The following is a 19181-nucleotide window of genomic DNA, read 5'->3' on the forward strand; positions in this document are numbered from 1 at the left end:
CTGATGAACCGTTCGCCCCTTTCAGGACCGTACCCCACGAGACGAACCCTGCTGCGCACGGCGGTGACCGCCGGCGTCGCGGCACCCCTGCTGAGCGCCTGCGTGACCGGCGGCGACGACGGCGGCGACCCGGCCGCCGGCAATACCGGCGCCAAGAGCGCCGACAACCCCCTCGGCGTCAAGACGGGCGCGCCGCTCGAGGTCGTGATCTTCAAGGGCGGGTACGGCGACGAGTACGCCAAGAGCGCCGAGGCGGTCTACGCACAGAGGTACGGCGCGAAGGTCGACCATCAGGGCATCCAGAAGATCGGGGAGGCGCTCCAGCCCCGGTTCGTCGCGAACACCCCGCCGGACGTCGTCGACAACACCGGCGCGAGCCGCCTCGACATCGCCACCCTCGTCTCGGCCAAACAGGTCAGCGACCTGAGCCAGCTGCTGGACGCGCCCGCGTTCGACCAGCCGGGCAAGACCGTGCGCGACACCCTGCTGCCCGGCGTGGTCGACGACGGCACGTTCGACAAGGTGCCGCTGACGCTCAATTTCACGTACACGGTCTGGGGTCTCTGGTATTCCAAGCCGCTCTTCGCGGCGAAGGGCTGGGCCTTCCCGAAGACCTGGGACGAGATGCTCGCGCTCTGCGCCACCATCAAGGCCGCCGGCATCGCGCCCTGGACCTACCAGGGCAAGTACCCGGAGTACATCAACGACCCGCTGCTCGGCATGGCCGCCAAGACCGGCGGGCCGGCGCTCGTCCAGGCCGTCGACAACCTCGAGCCGAACGCGTGGAAGGCGCCCGGCCTGCTCGCCGCGGCCGAGGCGCTCGCGGAACTGGCCGGCAGGGGCTACATCATGTCCGGCTCCGAGGCGCTGTCACACACCGAGGCGCAGGCGGCCTGGTCGCAGGGGAAGGCGGCGATCATCCCGTGCGGCTCGTGGCTGGAGAGCGAGCAGCAGGGCGTCACGCCGCCGAACTTCGACATGGTGATGGCGCCGGTGCCGTCGCGGACGGCCTCGGACGCGCTGAAGCAGACCGCGGTGCAGGCGGCCAGCAGCGAGTCGTTCCTGGTGCCGGCCAAGGCGAAGAACCCCGCCGGCGGCATGGAGTACCTGCGGATCCTGTTCTCGAAGCAGTCGGCGAAGGCGTTCGCCGAGTCCGCCGGGACGCTGCCCGCGGTGGCGGGTGCGACGGACGGGCTGACGCTGAGCAGCGGACTCGGCTCGGTCCGCGACGCGGTGGCGGCGGCCGGCCCGGAGACCTTCACGTTCCGGTTCCGCACCTGGTACGCGCCGCTGGCCAAGGCCGTCGACGACGCAACCGGGGAGCTGGTCAACCGGCGCAGCACCGCGGCGCAGTGGTCGGACCGGATCCAGAAGGCGGCCGACGCGCTGGCCCGGGACTCCTCGGTGAAGAAATACACCCGCTGATGAGACACGGCCGGTGGCGGTTCCTGGCGGGCGCGCTGATACCCGCGCTGGCGCTGCACGTCGTCCTCGTGCTGTCGCCGTACGCGCAGGCCTTCTATCTGTCGCTGACCGACTGGACCGGCGTGGCCGGCGAGGCGCACTTCGTCGGGGCGGGCAACTACGTCCGCCTCGGCGGCGACTCGCTCTTCCTCGACGCGGTCCGCAACAACGCCGTGATGCTGGTCGTGGTCCCGCTGGTGACGATCGGGATCGGGTTCTTCCTGGCCAGCATGATGCAGCTCGGCGGCCGCGGCGGACGGCGGGCGATCGCCGGCTCGGGCGCGTACCAGATCGTCTACTTCTTTCCGCAGTTGTTGTCGCTGGTCGTCATCGCGGTGCTGTGGGGCTTCGTCTACAACCCGAACAACGGCCTGCTGAACGGCGCCCTGCGGGCGGTCGGGCTGGACGGGCTGACGCGCAGCTGGCTGGCCTCGCCCTCGTTGGCGCTGACCGCGGTGATGGCGGTGCTGATCTGGTCGTCGGTCGGCTTCTACGTGGTGCTGTTCAGCGCGGCGATCGACGGCATCCCGCGGGAGCTGTTCGAGGCGGCGCTGCTCGACGGCGCCGGCGGCTGGGCGACGTTCCGGAGGGTGACGCTGCCGCTGGTCCGGGAGAGCGTGCAGGTCGCGTTCGTCTATCTCGGCATCGCGGCGCTTGACGCCTTCGCCGTCGTGCAGGTCATGACGGTCGGCCCCGGCGGCCCCGACGGCGCGACCGAGGTGATCGGGCTCTCCCTCTACCGCAACGCCTTCCAGTACGGGAAGTTCGGTTACGCCTCGGCCATGGGTGTCGCCCTGTTCTTCGCCACCCTGACCCTGGCCGTGCTCGCGCTGCGGCCGGGCCGCGACGAGCGGGCGGTGCCGGCATGACCTCGCTGCGTGAACGACCCGCCGTCGCCGCCCCGCCCGCGCCGGCCCGTGCCCGGCGGCGTTCCGCCCCCGTCTTCCCGGTGCACCTGGCGATGCTGGCCTGGGCCGTCGTCACCACGTTGCCACTGCTCTGGGCGGTGGTGAGCTCCTTCAAGACCGACAACGAGATCCTGAACGAGCCCTGGTCGCTGCCCGCCTCGCCGCGACTGGACAACTGGGCGCGGGCCTGGACCGAGGCGAACATCGGCCGCTACTTCCTCAACAGCGTCCTGGTGGTCGGCGGCGCCCTGATGCTCACCATGCTGCTCGGCTCGCTCGTCGCCTATGCCCTGGCCCGGTACTCCTTCCGCGGCAACCGGCTCATCTACTACACCTTCGTCGCGGCCATGTTCTTCCCGGTCTTCCTGGCCCTGGTGCCGTTGTTCTTCGTCGTGCGCCAGCTCGGGCTGCTGGGCACCTACCAGGGGCTGATCCTCGTGTACGCGGCGTACGCCGTGCCGTTCACGGTCTTCTTCCTGCACGCGTTCTTCCGCACGCTGCCGGGAGAGGTGGCGGAGGCGGCCTTCATCGACGGCTGCTCGCACAGCGCGGTCTTCTTCCGCGTGATGCTGCCGATGGCCCGGCCGGGCCTGGTCGCCGTCGGCATCTTCAATTTCCTCGGGCTCTGGAACCAGTACCTTCTGCCGCTGGTTTTGAACCCCGACCCGGACCGGTACGTCCTGGCGCAGGGGCTGGCCGCCCTGTCGGTCAGCCAGGGGTACCGCAGTGACTGGAGCGGTCTGTTCGCCGGCCTGACCATCGCCATGCTGCCGGTGCTCATCGCCTACGTCGCGTTCCAACGGCACATCCGCGCCGGTATGACCGCCGGCGCGGTCAAGTAGGTCCCTTCCATCCCCCCTTCATTGGAGGACCCTGCTCATGTCCATCGACAAACGTAAATCACTATGGTTCGTGGGGGCGGTCGCCCTGCTCGGACCGCTGGCGGTCTTCAGTGGAGCTCCCAGCGCCTCCGCCGCCGACTGCGGCTACCTGTTCGACGACTTCTCCTACAGCTCATCCAGCGACAGCACGCTGGCCGCGCACGGCTGGACGCCGCGCAGCTATGCCGGCGGTCCGGGCGTGCCCGGGGCGACCTGGTCGCCGAACAGCATCACGTTCCCCACGTCCGGCGGCCAGAAGGTCATGCAGCTGACCGCCTCCACCGACGGCACCGGCGCCGGCACCAACCAGGCGGAGCTCTACAGCACCCAGAAGCGCTACTTCGAGGGCACGTACGCCAGCCGGGTCCGCTTCACCGACACGCCGGCCGGCGGCAACGACGGCGACCACATCAACGAGACGTTCTTCACGATCAGCCCGCTCAACGGCGACCTCGACCCGACCTACAGCGAGCTGGACATCTCCGAGTACCTGCCCAACGGGGGGTGGGGCGAGACGGGACCGATCAACTACCAGACCACCTGGTACACCTACCGCGCCGATCCCTGGTACGCCGACAACGTCCACTCGGAGCAGCGCAGCAGCCTCGCCGGCTGGCACGACCTGGTGGCGACGGTGGCGGGCGGCCACGTCCGGTACTACATCGACGGCGTGCTGGTCGGCGACCACTCCGGCAAGTTCTATCCCCGGCAGACGATGACGATCAACTGGAACCTCTGGTTCATCGACACGGCGGCGCACACCGGCGGGCTGAGCACGTACATCCAGCAGGTGGACTGGGTGCTGTTCGCGAAGAACCAGGCGCTGACCCCGGCGCAGGTGACCGCGAAGGCGGCGGCGTACCGCTCGTCGGGCAGCACGTTCACGGACACGGTGGACGCGACGGGCGGCTGTACCAGCCCGACCACGCCGCCGACGACCACGCCGACGACGCCGCCAACGTCCCAGCCGACGACGCCGCCGCCGGCCGGGAACTGCGCTACGGCGCCGGAGTGGGCCTTCGCAACGGTGTACACGGGAGGGCAGACGGTCAAGCACGAGCGCAGCAGGTACGGCGACCCGAACGGGCCGGCATCGGGCGAGGGCAAGCACCTGTGGCGGGCGCGGTACTGGACCCAGGGGTCCGAGCCGGGCTGGACGCAGCAGTGGGAGGACCTCGGCCGCTGCTGACGCAGGGCCCCGTCATGGGCCTGAGTCGGCAGCAGCGCGAGGATCTCGGCCGCTGCTGGCGCATGGCCCGTCATGGGCCTGAGCCGGCGCCCGCCACGGCGGCGCCGGCTCAGGCGCGGTCGCGGAACTCGCCGGGTGGCGCGGCGTCCGCGGACGCGTGCTTGACCCGCTCCGCCTCGCGGAGCTGCACCCGGCGGATCTTTCCCGAGATGGTCTTCGGCAGCTCCGCGAACTCGATGCGCCGCACCCGCTGGTGCGGCGAAAGGTGCGCCCGGCAGTGCGCGAAGATCGACCGTGCGGTCTCGTCGTCGGCGGCCCAGCCCTCGGCGAGCACGACGTACGCCTTCGGCACGTGCAGCCGCAGCGCGTCCGGCGAGGGCACCACCGCGGCCTCCACCACCGCCTCGTGCTCGATCAGCACGCTCTCCAGTTCGAACGGCGAGATCCGGTAGTCGGAGGCCTTGAACACGTCGTCGGTTCGCCCCACGTAGGTGATGTAGCCGTCCGCGTCGCGCGAGCCGATGTCGCCCGTGTGGTAGTAACCGCCGGCGGTCGCCGCCGCCGTCAGCCCGGCGTCGCCGCGGTAACCGACCATCAGCCCCAGCGGGCGGGGATCGAGCTCAAGGCAGATCTCGCCCTCGTCCGCGTGCTCGCCGGAGGACGGGTCGATCAGCGCCACCCGGTAGCCGGGTACCGGACGGCCCATCGACCCCGGGCGTACCGCCTGGCCCGGGGTGTTGGCGATCTGGACCGTCGTCTCCGTCTGGCCGAAGCCGTCGCGGATCGTGACGCCCCAGGCCTTGCGCACCTGCTCGATCACCTCGGGGTTCAGCGGCTCGCCCGCGCCGACGACCAGCCGCGGCGGGTCTTTCAGGGCGGTCAGGTCGGACTGGATCAGCATGCGCCACACCGTCGGCGGCGCGCAGAAGCTCGTCACCCCGCAGCGCTGCATCGCGCCGAGCAGCCGGGCGCCGTCGAACCGCGAATAGTTGTGTATGAACACGCACGCCTGCGCATTCCACGGTGCGAAGACGTTGCTCCACGCGTGCTTCGCCCAGCCCGGCGACGAGATGTTCAGGTGTACGTCGCCGGGGCGCAGCCCGATCCAGTACATCGTGGACAGGTGCCCGGCCGGATACGACGCGTGGGTGTGCTCGACCAGCTTCGGCCGCGCGGTGGTGCCGGACGTGAAGTACAGCAGCAGCGTGTCGCCCGCGTCGGTGACACCGTCGGGCTCGAAGCCCGCCGGGCCGGAGTACGCGTCGGAGAAGGCGTGCCAGCCCTCGGCGGCCGCCCCGACCGCGATGCGGGTGACGTCGTCGCCGATCCCGGCGAAACGATCCGCCGCCGACGCGAGGGCGATGACGTGCCGGGCGCCGCCGCGTGCCACCCGGTCGCGGGCGTCCGCCGGTCCGAGCAGCGGGGTCGCCGGGATGATGATCGCGCCGAGCTTCATCACCGCGAGGATCGCGTCCCAGAGCTCGACCTGGTTGCCGAGCATCAGCACCACCCGGTCCCCGCGGCCGACCCCGCGGGCGCGCAGCCAGTTGGCGACCTGGTTCGACCGGCGTGCCAGCTCCGCGAACGAGTGGCGCTGCTCCGAGCCGTCCTCCTCGACGATCCAGAGCGCCGGGCTGTCGTTGCCCTCGGCGATGACGTCGAACCAGTCGAGCGCCCAGTTGAACGCGCCGAGCCGGGGCCAGCGGAAACCCGCGTACGCGCCGGCGTAGTCCTCCCGGTGCTCGAGCAGGAAGTCCCGGGCCTCGCGGAACGCCGCCGTGCCAGCACTCGCCGCCATGTCTCCTCCTCGGAGGTGTCTGAGTCAGCCTGCCCCGCCGCCGGGCCGTCCGCCACCCCACGAGGGGGCGGCGGACTCCGTGGTCGCTTCCGTGGTCGCTTGTGTCGTCGCTCAGGAGCAGGTCAGGTCGGCGGCCGGTAGGCTCCCGCTCGCCAGGTAAGCGTCGACCGCCCGGTCCACGCAGCTCGCGCCCCGGAACAGATACACCCCGTGGGTGCGGGCGTCGTCGAGCACGATCATCCGCGAGCCGCCCAGCGCCCGGTGCAGGGCCCGCGCGCCCGGCAACTGGGAGTTGACGTCCTTCTCGGCCTGGACGATCAGGGCGGGCACCTCGTTGCGGATCCGGACCGGCGGCTCCTTCGGCGCGCCGGGCCATGCGGCGCACGGCGTGATCGTGCGGGCCAGCGGCTCGAAGAGCGGCGACGCCGCCCGGTGGGCCCGGATGTCCCGCCAGTACGCCCCGGGGTCGCGGGGGACCGGGGCGTCTCCGCAGAGGATGGCGGTCTGCGCGCTGTGCGTCGCCGAACCGACGCCGTCGACCAGGCCGGCCAGCGTCTCGGCCATCCCGGTGGTGGGTGCGGCCGGCCGGCCGTCGGCGGCCCGGGACAGCACCGCGACGACGTCCGCCAGCTCGGCGTTCTCCGAGTCGTCGGTCAGCGGCGTGAGGATGAGCGCCGGGAGGATCGCGTCGTCCACCGCGTACGTGCCGACCCGCAGCGGCCGGCGCGCCGCGGCGGCGTATACCCGGTGCACGGTGGCGAGCACGGCGTCGGCGGTCCGGCCCAGGTGGTGGTCGGCATCGTGTGCGGCGGCCCAGGCCGCCCACTCCCGCAGCCCGGCCTCGCGCCCGGCGGCGGTGTCGCGCAGGGCGAGGGTTCCGGGCAGCGCCGGATCGATGGCGCTGTCCAGCACGATCCGGTCGGCCCGCGCCGGGAAGAGCTGGGTGTAGACGGCACCGAGCAGCGAACCCTGCGAGTAGCCGAGGTACGACAGCTTCGGCTCGCCCAGCGCCGCGCGGACCACGTCCATGTCGCGGGCGATGTTCGCCGTCGAGGCGTACGGCAGCAGCGCCGCCTCGGCGCGGCCGCAGCGCCCGGCGAGGTCGCGGGTCAGCGCCACCATCGCGTCGAAGCCGGCCCGGTCGGTGCCGGCGGAACGGGGCAGCCAGTGCGTGGGCCAGCCGCAGTCGATCGGCGTGCTGCGGCCGGCGAAGCGCGGGTCCATGCCGATCAGGTCGAACCGTTCGCCGGTCTCACCCATTGCGGCGCGGGCGAGCGGGACGGCATCCAGCACCGGGGCGCCCGGCCCGCCCCGGTTGATGATCATTGAACCGATCCGGTGAGCGGTGTCGCCGCCGCGGCTGCGCGCGATGGCGACGGTGATGGTCCGGCCGTGCGGCCGCGAGTGGTCGAGCGGGACGGCGACGTCGCCGCACTCCACGCCGGCCCGGTCGAGGTCCGCGCCCACGGCGTCGCCGGGGCCGAGCGCGCAAGGATGCCAGGCGATCCGGCCCGCCGCCGCGGGCGTGGCGGTCGTGGGCTTGGCAGTCGCGTGCGTGGCGGTCGCAGGCTTGGCAGACGCGGGTATGGCTGCGGGCCCGGCGGCGGGTATGGCTGCGCGCCTGGCGGTCGCGTGCGTGGCGGTCGCGTGCGTGGCGGTCGCGTGCGTGGCGGTCGCGGGCCTGGCGGCCGCGGGTATGGCGGCCGCGGGTATGGCAGCGGCGGGCTCGGCGGCCGCCGCGGGTAGGGCGGCCGGTGCGGAGACGGCGGAGAGGAATGCCGCGATCGTGATCGCGGACCAGCGGACGGGTTTCACGGTGCGTGCCTCCGATCAGGCGTCGCGGCTGCGCAGGCGCCAGGCGCCGATGCACACCACGATCGCGATGTAGAGCGAGAAGACGGCCGGGCCAGCGGACGGCGAGAGCAGCGACGGGTCCGGGCGGATCGTCGTGACGGCGAGCCCCGCGGGCGACGGCAGCCACCCGTAGAGGTCGTCGGCCAGGCCGGCCGGCAGGAATCCGGTCAGCATCTGCGGTCCGAGCAGCACGCCGAACACCGCCGCGACGCCGCCGGCCGTGTGCCGGACGATGCTGCCCAGGCCCAGGCCGAGCAGCGCGACCAGGGCCAGGTAGCCGGCGCCGCCGACGAGCGCGCGCGCCACCCCCGGCTCGGAGAGGGAGGTGTCGAGGCGCTCCGCGGACAGCACGGACTGGCCGGCGAGGAAGGCGGCGAGGACGGCGGGCAGGCTCACCGCGAACGTCACGGCCGCGAGCACCGCGGCCTTGCCCCAGAGCATGGGCGTACGCCGGGGCACGGCCGCGAGGGTGGTGCGGATCAGGCCGTTCGCGTACTCGTTCGTGACGACCAGGACGCCGAGCACGCCCACCGCGAGCTGCGCCACCTGCACGCCGGCCAGGCTGACCGAGACGGCGTCGAAGCCGGCCGGGTCGGCCGGCGGGTGACTCACCCGCGCCGTGGCGTAGAGGATGCCGACGCCGACGATCAGGCCCACGGCGCTGAGCAGCGACCAGGCGGTGGAGGCGACGGACCGGAGTTTGGTCAGCTCGGCCAGCACGACGGTCATCGGTCGTCTCCCTTCGTGGTGACCGTGCGGAACTCGGCCGCCCCGGCCGTGAGCTCGAGGAACGCCTCCTCGAGCGAGCCGTGTCCGGAGTCCGCGATCAGCCGGGCCAGGCTCGTGTCCGCGATCAGCCGGCCTCGGCCGATGACGACGAGGTGGTCGGCGGTCAGCGCCATCTCGGTCATGAGATGGGACGAGACGAAGACCGTGCGGCCCTCGGCGGCGAGGTCGCGCAGCAGGCTCCGGACCCAGCGGATGCCCTCGGTGTCCAGGCCGTTGAGCGGCTCGTCGAGGATCAGCGTGTGCGGGTCGCCGAGCAGTGCGGTGGCGATGCCGAGCCGCTGCTGCATGCCGAGCGAGAACCGTCCGGCACGCCGCTTCGCCACCCGGTCCAGGCCGACCGCGTCGATCAGCTCGTGCACCCGGGAGCGTGGGATGCCGTTGGACTGCGCGAGCGCCAGCAGGTGGTGGTATGCGCTACGGCCCGGGTGCACGGCCCGGGCCTCCAGCAGCGCACCGACCTCGCGCAGCGGTGTGCGGTGTGCGGCGTAGGGCTTGCCGTTCACGCTCACCGAGCCGCGGGTCGGGGCGTCCAGCCCCAGGATCATCCGCATCGTGGTGGACTTGCCGGCGCCGTTCGGCCCGAGGAAGCCGGTCACGACTCCCGGCCGTACCGTGAAAGTCAGGTCTTGGACGGCGTGGCTGTCGCCGTATCTCTTTGTCAGGCCTTTTGCCTCGATCATGGCGTCCCCCTTCGTGGTCGCCTCCCAGGCTTCCGGGCGGGAGGCGTCCGGTCAGTGGGGTGTGCGCGCCGTCGAGGGTGTGGATTTCCCCACCCCGAGCCAGGGGATTTCCGGATGGTCAGGGACCGCCCGCCTGCATACGGTCGACCCGTGAACTCCTGGATTCATGCGAAGGCTCAGCCTGGTGCAGGGCGGCCGGTCCGGCATCTGCTGGTCGGCGCTCTGCTGTCGCCCCTTGCCGCCGGCCTGCTGGCGACGCTGCTGATCCTGTGGGGCACGGCGCTCTTCAGCCTGCTCACCGGGCCCGGGGGAGGATGGGGCCTGATCGTCCTCTACCTCGTGACCGTTCTGGCACTGCCGCTCGTGATCGCCTGGTTCGTCCACGAGATCGGCGTGCTGCAGCGGTCGCGCTTCCGGCACCTGCTCGGTGTCGACATCGCGGAGCCGTCCTGGACGCTGCGCAGCACGGCCCGGCAGTCGGCCTATCACATGTGGGCGCTGGCGGTCGCCCTGCCGGCGGCGGTGCTGTTCGTGGCGCCCCCGGCCGCCCGGTGGCTCGCCCGCCGAGACTCGGCGGTGGCCGAGGACATGCTCGGCCCCACCCGGATCGAGGTGCTCAACCGGCGGCTGGAGTCATTGCGGAGCAGCCGCGCCGAGGTGCTGCTTGCCGCCGACGAGGAGCGCCGCCGCATCGAGCGCGATCTGCACGACGGGGCACAGCAGCGGCTCATGTCCCTGGCCCTCAACCTCGGCATGGCCCGGGAGGCGATCACCGAACCGTCGCCGGCCCGGGAGGCGATCGTGGCGGCGCACGAGGAGGCGATGCTGGCCTTGACCGAGCTGCGGCACTTCGTGCGCGGGCTGCATCCGGCGGTGCTCGAGGACCGCGGCCTGGACGCCGCCATCTCGGGTATCGCCGCGCGTTCCCCGATTCCGGTCGAGGTGTCCGTCGACATCGGGCGTCGCTGTCCGGGGAGCATCGAGGCCATCGCCTACTTCATCGTCTCCGAAGCCCTGACGAACGTGACCAAGCACGCCTCGGCGACCCAGGCGTCGGTCGACGTGAGGCGACACGGCGGCCGGCTGGCCGTCACGGTGCGGGACGACGGTCGTGGCGGTGCCACGACCAGGCCCGGCGGTGGCCTCGCCGGCCTCGCCCAGCGCGCCGCCGCGGTCGACGGCGAACTGAATCTGGACAGCCCGGCCGGTGGGCCGACGACCGTCGAGGCGGTACTGCCGTGCGTGTGATCGATCTGAGTTTGGATGGCCCGGTCGGTGGGCTGACGATCGTTGGGGCGGTACTGCTGTGCGCGTGATCCTGGCCGAGGACTCGGTGCTCCTTCGCGCGGGGCTGACGAAGCTGCTGACCGACGGCGGCTTCGACGTGGTCGACGCGGTGGGCGACGGCGAGGAACTGCTGCGCTCGGTCGCCGAGCACGTGCCCGACCTGGTGGTCGTCGACGTGCGGATGCCGCCGACGCACACCGACGAGGGCATCCGCGCCGCGCTGGCGATCCGGCGCCTGCGGCCGGACGTCGCGATCCTGGTGCTGTCGCAGTACGTCGAGGAGCGGTACGCGACCGACCTGCTGTCGGCCGCCACCAGTTCGGTCGGCTATCTGCTCAAGGACCGGGTCGCCCGGGTCGGCGACTTCCTCGACGCCCTGCGCCGCGTCGCCGCCGGTGGCACCGCCCTGGACCCGGAGGTGGTCAGCCAGCTCCTGGTGCGGCGCCGGCCGGATCCGCAGGCCCGGCTCACGCCCCGCGAGCAGGAGGTGCTGCGGTTGATGGCCGAGGGACGCTCCAACAACGGCATCGTCGACGCCCTGGGTGTCAGCCACAGCGCGGTCGAGAAGTACGTGGGCAACATCTTCGCCAAGCTCGACCTGCCGCCGACCGACACCGACCATCGCCGCGTCCTGGCGGTCCTCAAATATCTCGGCGATGGCCGGGAGGCACCCCGCGGACCAGGCCGGCATGATCCGCGAGGGACGGCCGTCAGGCGTTGAGCCTGGCGTCCGGGTCCGGTACCGACCCCGCGTTTTGCAGGGGCCTGCCGAGGGCGGCCGCCGCCTGCGCCTTCGCCAGGGCGACCGGGAAGCCGCGCGTCGCCCGCCACAGCTTCACGATCAGGAGGAGCTCGAAGGCCACCAGCAGGGCGCCCGCCACCAGGGAGGTGGCGATGACCCAGCCGGTCAGCGGGCCGATGATGAAGACCGCCATCTCGAACTCGATGCCGCTGACCAGATGCGTACGGATCCGGTGCCGCAGCAGGGCCGCGCGCAGCCGGGCCCGCGGACCCTGCGGCGGCATCAGCACGGCGGGGTCCGGCGTGGTGGACGCCGCCGCTCCGGCGGCCTCCTCCAGGTCGGCGCGCATGCTCTCGCGGGTCCGGGTCATCTGCTGGGCGTTGACGTAGCGGAACAGGTCCAGGAAGGTCACGACGATCAGGGTCCAGAGGTACGCGACCTCGCCCGTCCGGGCGTACCCGCCGCCGAAGAGCGCGACCGCGCACCCGAAGACGCGGAGCCGGTCGAACATGAAGTCGAACCAGGCGCCGAAGAGCGACCCGGTGCCGTTCAGCCGGGCGACCTTGCCGTCCATGCAGTCCACGACGAAGCTCAGGTGGAAGAACGCCGCGCCAGCGGCGAGCCACCACCGGTCCCGGCCCAGGAAGCACGGGGCCAGGAAGCAGGCCGCCGAGGCCAGGCCCAGCAGCGTCGCCAGGCCGGTCAGCAGGTTCGGGGTGATCCACCGGTAGGGGGCGACGAGGCGGACCAGCCTCGCCGCGAGCGGATCGACGAGCAGGACGGTCCACCACGCGTCGCGGACCTTGTAGGTCTGCTCGCGGATTTCCTGCAGTGAAGAACGACGCACCATAACCGGTGTCAACGGCACGGCCCGGGCGCGGAAACTACCTTTGCACTATTTGTGACGAATTGGCCGCATCGTTATAGACGCCTGCGTGTTTGAGAGGTTACAAGGAGCAGCCCACATAGTAACGTCCCTTCATGGTCAACGGTCGATCTCCGGTCGACCGGGCGGGGGCCGACGGCGGCACGCCCGGTCCGGTGTCCACCATGGAACAGGGCCGGCCGCCACCGGGTGCGCTCGCGGATCCCGCGGCCGTCCACTTCGACGACGAGGAACGCCCGGCCCGGGTGCTGACCGGCGGAATCGCGACTGGCGTAGCCGTGGTGGCCTTCGTCGCGGCACTGCTCGCGCTCTGGCAGGTCTTCCGGCCGCTCGCGCAGGGCAGCCAGTTCTACCTGATCATCTTCCTGGCCCTGACGCTCCCGCTGGTCTTCCTCGTCTACCGCTCGGGCTTCCCCGCGCGCGGCGGGGCCCGGACCGGCCCGGACCGGCCGACCGTTGCCGACTGGGTGCTGGCCGCCGTGACCCTGCTGGTCTGCCTCTATCCGGTGAATCCCTGGGGCGGCGGATACGACGGCTTCCTCGACCGGCAGGGGCTGCTCGACACCGCCGACGTCATCGCCGGTGCGGTCATGCTGGTGCTCGTCGTCGAGGCCTGCCGGCGTACCACGGGGCTCGCCCTTCCGCTGGTCTGCCTGGCCTTTCTCGCCTACGGCTACTACGGCGGCCTGCTGCCGCAGGACTGGTCCATCGCGCACTCCGGGCTGGACTTCGCCCAGATCGTCGACGCGCTCTACAACTCCGGCAGCGGCTTCTACGGCACGCCGCTGGACGTCGCCGCGACCTACATCGTGCTCTTCACGATCTACGGGGCCGTCCTCGACCTCTCCGGCGCCAGCCGGTTCTTCGTCGATCTCTCCGTCGCCGCCTTCCGCAGGTCGCGGGGCGCCGCCGGGCGCACGGCGGTGGCCGCTGGATTCCTGCTCGGCACCGTCTCCGGGTCGGGGACCGCGACCGCGGTCAGCGTCGGCGCCGTCACCTGGCCGATGTTGCGGCGGGCCGGCTACCCCGCCGAGCAGGCCGGCGGCATGCTCGCCGCCGCCGGCGTCGGCGCGATCCTCTCCCCGCCGACCCTGGGCGCCGCCGCGTTCATCGTGGCCGAGTACCTCGAGGTCTCGTACCTGACGGTGCTCGGCTGGGCGATGATCCCGACGGTCCTCTACTACCTCGGCATCCTGCTCGCGGTCGAGATCGACGTGCGGCGGTTCGGGGTGCGTGCCGTCGACGTGCCGCAGACCAGCGCCGGGCGGCTGCTGCTGAGGTTCGGCTACCACTTCTCGTCGCTGGTGCTGATCGTCGTCCTGCTCGCCGTGGGGCAGAGCGCGACCCGCGCGGTCGTGTACGCGACGCTGCTCGCCGCGGCGCTCTCCTTCCTCGACCGGCGCGCGTGGCTGACTCCGCGGCGGCTGTTCGAGGCCCTGTCGGCCGGCGTCCGGGGCGTCCTCCCGGTCGTGGCGGTCTGCACCGCCGCCGGCATCATCACCGCGACCACCACCAAGACCGGCCTCGGCGCGCAGCTGGCCTCGCTGCTGGTCGGCGGCGCTCAGGCGGTCACCGACAACCCGACCGCGGTGCTCGCGCTCACCGTCGTGCTGGCCGCGGTCGCGCTGGCGATCCTCGGCCTGGCCGTGCCGGTCACGGCCAGCTTCATCATCGGCTGGGTGATCATCGGCCCGGCGTTGCTCGCGCTCGGCGTCTCGCCGGCCGCCGCCGCCATGTTCGTCTTCTACTTCTCGGTGCTCTCCGAGGTCACTCCGCCGACGGCGCTCGCGGCGGTCGGCGCCAGCGCGATCACCGGTGGCCGCACGGTGCCCACGATGTGGCAGGCCCTCAAGTACGCGTTGCCGGCCTTCCTCGTACCGATCGCGTTCGTGCTCACCGAGCCCGGTGAGTACCTGCTGGGACGGGGGCCGGCGCTCGGCATCGTCTGGGCGACGGTCGTCGCGATCTTCGCGGTCCTCGGCCTGGCGATCGCGACCGGCGCCTGGGTGCCCGGCATCGGCGCGGCCGGCCCGGCCAGCCGGATCCTCGGCGGCGCGGCCGGGCTGCTGCTGCTCTACCTCGCACCGCTCACGATCGCGATGGGCGCCGTCGCGCTCGTCCTCGCCGCGGGCATCGCGTTCATCCATCGAACCGGGAGGACCACGCTATGAAGAAGACGATCGCCCTGGCCGCGGCCGGGGCGCTCACCGCGTCCGTGCTGGTGGGTTGCGGCGGCAAGCAGAACGCCGCGGCGAAGGACTCGGGCGGCGACGTGACCTGCGAGGTCGCCGACGACACCCGGGTCGGCATCGCCACCGGCAACGCGACGGGCGTGTACTTCGCGCTGGGCAACGCCTACGCGGAACAGGTCAACACCGTCGGCGGCAAGCTCAAGGCCACCGCCTCCGAGACCGGCGCCTCCGTGCAGAACATCCAGCAACTCGTCGCGGGGGAGTTCGACGTCGCCTTCTCGCTGGCCGACAGCGCGGCGGACGCGATCAACGGCACCAACAGCTTCACCGCGCGGCAGCCGGTGCAGGCGCTCGCCCGGATCCACACCAACTACACGCAGGTAGTCGTGCGCAAGGCGGCGGGCATCACCGACGTGGCGGGCATGAAGGGCAAGCGGGTCTCGACCGGCTCGCCGAAGTCCGGCACCGAGGTCATCGCCAGGCGGATGCTGACGGCGGCGGGGCTGGACCCGGACAAGGACGTGCAGGCGCAGCGGCTGGACCTGGCCAAGACCGTCGACGGCATCAAGGACGGCTCGATCGACGCGCTGTTCTGGTCGGGCGGCCTGCCGACGCCGGGCATCACCGACCTGCTGACGACGTCGGCGGACCAGGTCGCCTTCCTCGACGTCACGCCGCTGCTGCCCGAGCTGCAGAAGATCAACCAGGTCTACGAGACGGGCACGATCCCGGCGGCGGCCTACCGGACGCCGGCGGACGTGCCGACCATCGTGGTGCCGAACCTGCTGCTGGTCCGCGACAACCTGGACGCGAACGTGGCCTGCGTGCTGACCCGGACGCTCTTCGACCGCAAGGCGCAGCTGGAGCAGGCGAACGCGGCGGCCAAGGAGATCAAGCTCGACACGGCGCGCAAGACGGACCCGGTGGCCCTGCACCGCGGCGCGGTGGCGGCGCTGGACGCCCTGAACGCGCCGCAGTGACGCGAGAGCGGTCGTGCGCACCGGCGCACGACCGCTTTTTAATTGCGTTGAGCGTTCCGGTGCGGATCTTTACCGTATGGAGCACACCGCACGAAGTGACCGGCCGAAGGGGGTTCGAAATGTTCCGCACCATGCGTGGTGACCGGATGAAGCGCCCCGACACGGGCCGGCGACGCGGCTGACACCGCGACGACACTGCCGCCCATCCCGCACGGGAGAGGGCGGCTTTCTTTTTGCAGGACACGAGTGCCGCTAGCTCAACAGGATCAGAGCATCCGTCTCTTACACGGAGGGTTCGGGGTTCGATTCCCCGGCGGCGCACGCGCAGGGTGGAGCAGTTCGGAGTGCTCGCAGGTTTCATAGGCCTGAGGTCGCGGGTTCAAATCCCGCCCCTGCAACGAAAGGAATTCCGCAGGCTGAGCGCTGGCTGCTCATCCGCCCCTCATAAGGGCGGCCCGCCCGGTTCGACACCGGGGCCTGCGACCGCGAGGAGGGTGGTCGTGCGCGGGTGGCGGCGCCGGGCGAGAATGGGTTCGCACAGACGGCTGTCGAATCGGAGGAACCTTCCTTGAGCGCTGGACTCGCGGCACTGCTGGACGACGTGGCGGTCCTGGCGCGGGCGGCGGCCGCGTCCGTCGACGACGTCGGGGTGGCCGCCGCCAAGGCCGGCGCGAAGGCCGCCGGGGTGGTCATCGACGATGCCGCCGTCACCCCGCAGTACGTGCGCGGTCTGGCGGCGGAGCGCGAGCTGCCGATCGTCCGGCGGATCGCCGTGGGGTCGCTGCGCAACAAGTTCCTGATCATCCTGCCGGTGATCCTCGTCCTGAGCCAGTTCGTCCCGTGGCTGCTGACGCCGCTGCTCATGATCGGCGGCGGCTACCTGTGTTACGAGGGCGCGGAGAAGGTGTGGGCAAGGATCGCGCACCACGACGCGCACGGCACGGGCGAGGAGCGGCTGCCGGACGAGAAGACGCTGGTGTCCGGTGCGATCCGTACCGACCTGATCCTGTCGGCGGAGATCATGGTCATCTCGCTGAACGAGGTGGCCGACGAGTCCTTCCTGTCCCGCCTCGTGATCCTGACGATCGTCGCGGTGAGCATGACCGTCCTGGTGTACGGGGCGGTCGGCCTGATCGTGAAGATGGACGACGTCGGCCTGCGCCTGGCCGAGCGGACCGGCGAGGGCGTCGCCCGGTTCGGCCGCGGCCTGGTGAAGGCGATGCCCAGGGTGCTGACCGTGCTCACCGTGGTGGGTACCGCCGCGATGCTGTGGGTCGGCGGGCACATCCTGCTTGTCGGCGCCGACGAACTCGGACTACACGCCCTTTACGAGCTCGTGCACCACGCGGAGGAGGCGGCACACGACGCCACCGGCGTGTTGGGCGGGCTGGTCGGCTGGCTGGTCAACACGGTGGCCAGCGCGGTCGCCGGCCTGATCGTCGGTGCCCTGATCGTGGCCGTCATGAGCGTGACGTTCCACCGCCGCAAGCCGCACGACACCGCCGGTGACGAGGGTGGGACCGACTACGTGGTCGTGCGCAACCAGCCGCCGTCGACGTAGTACGTCGAGCCGACCACGTAGCCGGCGCGCGGCGAGCAGAGGAAGACGAACAGGTCAGCGATCTCCGCCGGGTCGGCGAAGCGGCCGATCGGCGCGTTGTCGTCCGCGATCCCCTGCAGGTAGTCCTCCCACGAGCGGTCGGTGCCGGCGGTCAGCGCCTTCGCCGTCTTCTGCCAGTCGGGCGTCATGACCAGGCCCGGGTTGACCGCGTTGACCCGGATGTTGTCCCCGATCAACTCGTTGGCCAGGCACTTGGAGAACATCACCAGGGCCGCCTTGGTGACGTTGTAGATCGGTTCGTAGCCGAGCGGCTGGGTCGCGCAGATCGAGGCGTTGTGCAGGATCACCCCGCCGCCGCGGGCCTTCATCCCCGGCGCGATGGCGCGGGCCAGCCGGACCGCGGCCATCACGTGCAGGTCCCAGTAGGCCTGCCAGCGCTCGTCCGGCGCGGTGAGGATCGTCTCGTCGCTGCCGGTACCGGCGTTGTTGATCAGAATGTCGGCGCCGCCGAACTCGGCGGTGACCGCCCCGGCCAGCTTCGCCGGGCCGTCGAGCGCCGAGACGTCGGCGGCCACCCCGATGACGCGTACGGGAAATTCGGTCTTCAGGTCGTGCACGACGGCCCGCAGGCGCCGCTCGTCGCGGGCGCACAACGCCAGGTGCGCGCCCTCGGCCGCGAGGCCGCGGGCGACGGCCAGGCCGATGCCGACCGTTCCTCCGGTGATCACCGCGACCTTGCCCGTGAGCTGAAGATCCATGCCGGTCTCCGTTCGGATCCGCCCGCCCGCGGTGCGAGACGGCGCCGGCGGGCGACGCCGGGGTCGATGCCCCACGTCACCCGCCGAGACCTGCGGAACGAACGTCTCTAGCCGACCCGCGCGGCCTCGCGGAGCGGCGCGCCGACCTCGTGCAGGTGCCGCAGCGCCTGCCGGTAGGACTCCAGCAGGCTTGTCGATTCGTAGGCTACGCCGATCTCGGCGCAGTACGCCTCGACGATCGGCTGCACCTTGCGCAGGTTCGGCGTCGGCATGGCCGGGAACAGGTGGTGCTCGATCTGGTAATTCAGGCCGCCGAGCGCCGCGTCCGTCAGCCAGCCACCGTTCACGTTCCGGGAGGTCAGCACCTGCTTGCGCAGGAAGTCCTCGGTGCCGTCCGGGTGCGGCATGCCCTTGTGGTTCGGCGCGAACGTCATGCCGAGGTAGACGCCGAAGAGGGCCTGGTGCACCACGAGGAACGCGATCGCCTGCAGCGGGGACAGGACCAGGAACAGGGCGGTCAGGTACACGGCCGCGTGGATGATCAGCAGCCCGGCCTCGAGGTTGCGGCGCTTCATGTCGCCGCGGATCAGCGCCTTGACGCTGGACACCTTCAGGTCGATGCCGAGTAGGGTGAGCAGCGGGAAGAACAGCCCGGCCTGGTGGCGGGTGATGAAGCCCTTCAGCCCGCGCCGGCCCCAGGCGGACTCGGTGGCCCAGATCAGCACCTCGGGTGCGACGTCCGGGTCGAGATCGTCGTGGTTGGGGTTGTTGTGGTGGCGGGTGTGCTTGTCCATCCACCAGCCGTAACTCATGCCGATCATCAGGTTGCCGGCGATGCGCCCGGCGATCTCGCCGGGCCGCTTCGTGCGGAAGACCTGCCGGTGGGCCAGGTCGTGCGCCACGAGGGCCACCTGTGCGAAGGTCACGGAGAGGAACGCGGCGACCGCCAGCGTCCACCAGGACGAGCCGACCAGGAAGAACGCCGTCCAGCCACCCACGAGCGCCAGGCACACGGCGGTGAGCCGCACGGCGTAGTACGCGGGCTTGCGCTCGAGCAGTCCCGAGCGGGTGACCCGCCGGTTCAATTCGGCGAAGTCACTTCCGGCCGTCGACCGCGGCCGCTCCGTCGTTGTCGTCATACGTACAGACTCACGGTCAAGGGCCGAACGGTCAGGAGTGTCAGATCCCCGCGGATGGTGGTGCTAGCACCCC

16 protein-coding genes and 2 tRNA genes are annotated in these 19181 nt (G+C 71.6%); 11 read left to right on the plus strand and 7 right to left on the minus strand.

Annotated elements, in window-relative coordinates; translation table 11 throughout:
* Positions 1-3: 3 nt before the first annotated feature.
* The 4 genes from ngcE to AB0B58_RS36900 are packed head-to-tail and all read left to right on the plus strand — an operon-like array spanning position 4 to position 4442.
* A complete protein-coding gene (gene ngcE, locus AB0B58_RS36885) occupies positions 4-1425 on the plus strand; it encodes an N-acetylglucosamine/diacetylchitobiose ABC transporter substrate-binding protein (protein ID WP_360233974.1) in 1422 nt (473 codons plus the stop codon).
* Entirely contained in the window at positions 1425-2333 is a 909-nt protein-coding gene (locus AB0B58_RS36890; protein WP_360233977.1) for a sugar ABC transporter permease, read from the plus strand. The genes ngcE and AB0B58_RS36890 overlap by 1 nt, the downstream gene beginning before the upstream one ends.
* A complete protein-coding gene (locus AB0B58_RS36895; protein WP_360233980.1) occupies positions 2330-3214 on the plus strand; it encodes a carbohydrate ABC transporter permease in 885 nt (294 codons plus the stop codon). Before AB0B58_RS36890 ends, AB0B58_RS36895 begins: the two co-directional genes overlap by 4 nt.
* Positions 3215-3251: 37 nt before the next feature.
* Positions 3252-4442, plus strand: a complete 1191-nt coding sequence (locus tag AB0B58_RS36900) for a glycosyl hydrolase (protein WP_360233983.1) — start codon at positions 3252-3254, stop codon at positions 4440-4442.
* A 109-nt stretch (positions 4443-4551) separates the two neighbouring features.
* Here the strand turns inward: AB0B58_RS36900 and AB0B58_RS36905 are convergent, their stop codons facing one another.
* The 4 genes from AB0B58_RS36905 to AB0B58_RS36920 all read right to left on the minus strand — a co-directional run bounded on the left by AB0B58_RS36905 (position 4552) and on the right by AB0B58_RS36920 (position 9563).
* Positions 4552-6240: an AMP-binding protein gene (locus AB0B58_RS36905; protein WP_360233986.1), complete on the minus strand. Its 1689-nt coding sequence runs from the start codon at positions 6238-6240 to the stop codon at positions 4552-4554.
* Between the two features lie 111 nt (positions 6241-6351).
* Positions 6352-8055 carry an alpha/beta hydrolase gene (locus AB0B58_RS36910; protein ID WP_360233989.1) on the minus strand — a complete coding sequence of 568 codons (1704 nt, stop codon included), beginning with the start codon at positions 8053-8055 and terminating at the stop codon, positions 6352-6354.
* 15 nt (positions 8056-8070) lie between these two features.
* The gene (locus tag AB0B58_RS36915) at positions 8071-8823 is read right to left on the minus strand and encodes an ABC transporter permease (protein ID WP_360233992.1); all 753 of its coding nucleotides are present in this window, start codon (positions 8821-8823) and stop codon (positions 8071-8073) included.
* Positions 8820-9563 (minus strand): ATP-binding cassette domain-containing protein, encoded by a 744-nt coding sequence (locus AB0B58_RS36920; RefSeq protein WP_360233995.1) that lies wholly within the window; start codon positions 9561-9563, stop codon positions 8820-8822. The genes AB0B58_RS36915 and AB0B58_RS36920 overlap by 4 nt, the downstream gene beginning before the upstream one ends.
* Before the next feature lie 150 nt (positions 9564-9713).
* Between AB0B58_RS36920 and AB0B58_RS36925 the strand changes: the two genes are divergently transcribed.
* Both AB0B58_RS36925 and AB0B58_RS36930 read left to right on the plus strand, forming a co-directional pair.
* Positions 9714-10811: a histidine kinase gene (locus AB0B58_RS36925; RefSeq protein WP_360233998.1), complete on the plus strand. Its 1098-nt coding sequence runs from the start codon at positions 9714-9716 to the stop codon at positions 10809-10811.
* Between the two features lie 58 nt (positions 10812-10869).
* Entirely contained in the window at positions 10870-11571 is a 702-nt protein-coding gene (locus AB0B58_RS36930) for a response regulator transcription factor (protein ID WP_360234001.1), read from the plus strand.
* On the opposite strand, the gene AB0B58_RS36935 is transcribed toward AB0B58_RS36930, so the two are convergent.
* Positions 11561-12442, minus strand: a complete 882-nt coding sequence (locus AB0B58_RS36935) for a CDP-alcohol phosphatidyltransferase family protein (protein WP_360234004.1) — start codon at positions 12440-12442, stop codon at positions 11561-11563. The two genes, AB0B58_RS36930 and AB0B58_RS36935, sit on opposite strands and share 11 nt — an antisense overlap.
* Before the next feature lie 131 nt (positions 12443-12573).
* Here AB0B58_RS36935 and AB0B58_RS36940 point away from each other — a divergent pair, with 131 nt between their 5' ends.
* The 5 genes from AB0B58_RS36940 (at position 12574) to AB0B58_RS36960 (ending at position 17211) form a co-directional block, all read left to right on the plus strand.
* On the plus strand, positions 12574-14649 hold the full coding sequence (locus tag AB0B58_RS36940) for a TRAP transporter fused permease subunit (protein WP_360234007.1): 2076 nt from the start codon (positions 12574-12576) through the stop codon (positions 14647-14649).
* Complete coding sequence (locus AB0B58_RS36945; RefSeq protein ID WP_360234010.1) at positions 14646-15650, plus strand: TAXI family TRAP transporter solute-binding subunit; 1005 nt, start codon at positions 14646-14648, stop codon at positions 15648-15650. The genes AB0B58_RS36940 and AB0B58_RS36945 overlap by 4 nt, the downstream gene beginning before the upstream one ends.
* A 246-nt stretch (positions 15651-15896) precedes the next feature.
* A tRNA-Lys gene (locus AB0B58_RS36950) sits at positions 15897-15971 on the plus strand.
* A 2-nt stretch (positions 15972-15973) separates the two neighbouring features.
* Positions 15974-16048, plus strand: a tRNA-Met gene (locus tag AB0B58_RS36955).
* A 170-nt stretch (positions 16049-16218) separates the two neighbouring features.
* Positions 16219-17211 carry a DUF808 domain-containing protein gene (locus AB0B58_RS36960; protein WP_360234013.1) on the plus strand — a complete coding sequence of 331 codons (993 nt, stop codon included), beginning with the start codon at positions 16219-16221 and terminating at the stop codon, positions 17209-17211.
* On the opposite strand, the gene AB0B58_RS36965 is transcribed toward AB0B58_RS36960, so the two are convergent.
* Both AB0B58_RS36965 and AB0B58_RS36970 read right to left on the minus strand, forming a co-directional pair.
* Positions 17175-17969, minus strand: coding sequence for an SDR family oxidoreductase (locus AB0B58_RS36965; RefSeq protein WP_360234016.1), 795 nt, complete (start codon positions 17967-17969; stop codon positions 17175-17177). The two genes, AB0B58_RS36960 and AB0B58_RS36965, sit on opposite strands and share 37 nt — an antisense overlap.
* A gap of 107 nt (positions 17970-18076) precedes the next feature.
* The gene (locus tag AB0B58_RS36970) at positions 18077-19108 is read right to left on the minus strand and encodes an acyl-CoA desaturase (RefSeq protein ID WP_360234019.1); all 1032 of its coding nucleotides are present in this window, start codon (positions 19106-19108) and stop codon (positions 18077-18079) included.
* Between the last annotated feature and the right edge of the window lie 73 nt (positions 19109-19181).

The organism is Actinoplanes sp. NPDC049118 (genome assembly GCF_040648555.1).
In the GTDB taxonomy this organism is placed as follows: domain Bacteria; phylum Actinomycetota; class Actinomycetes; order Mycobacteriales; family Micromonosporaceae; genus Actinoplanes.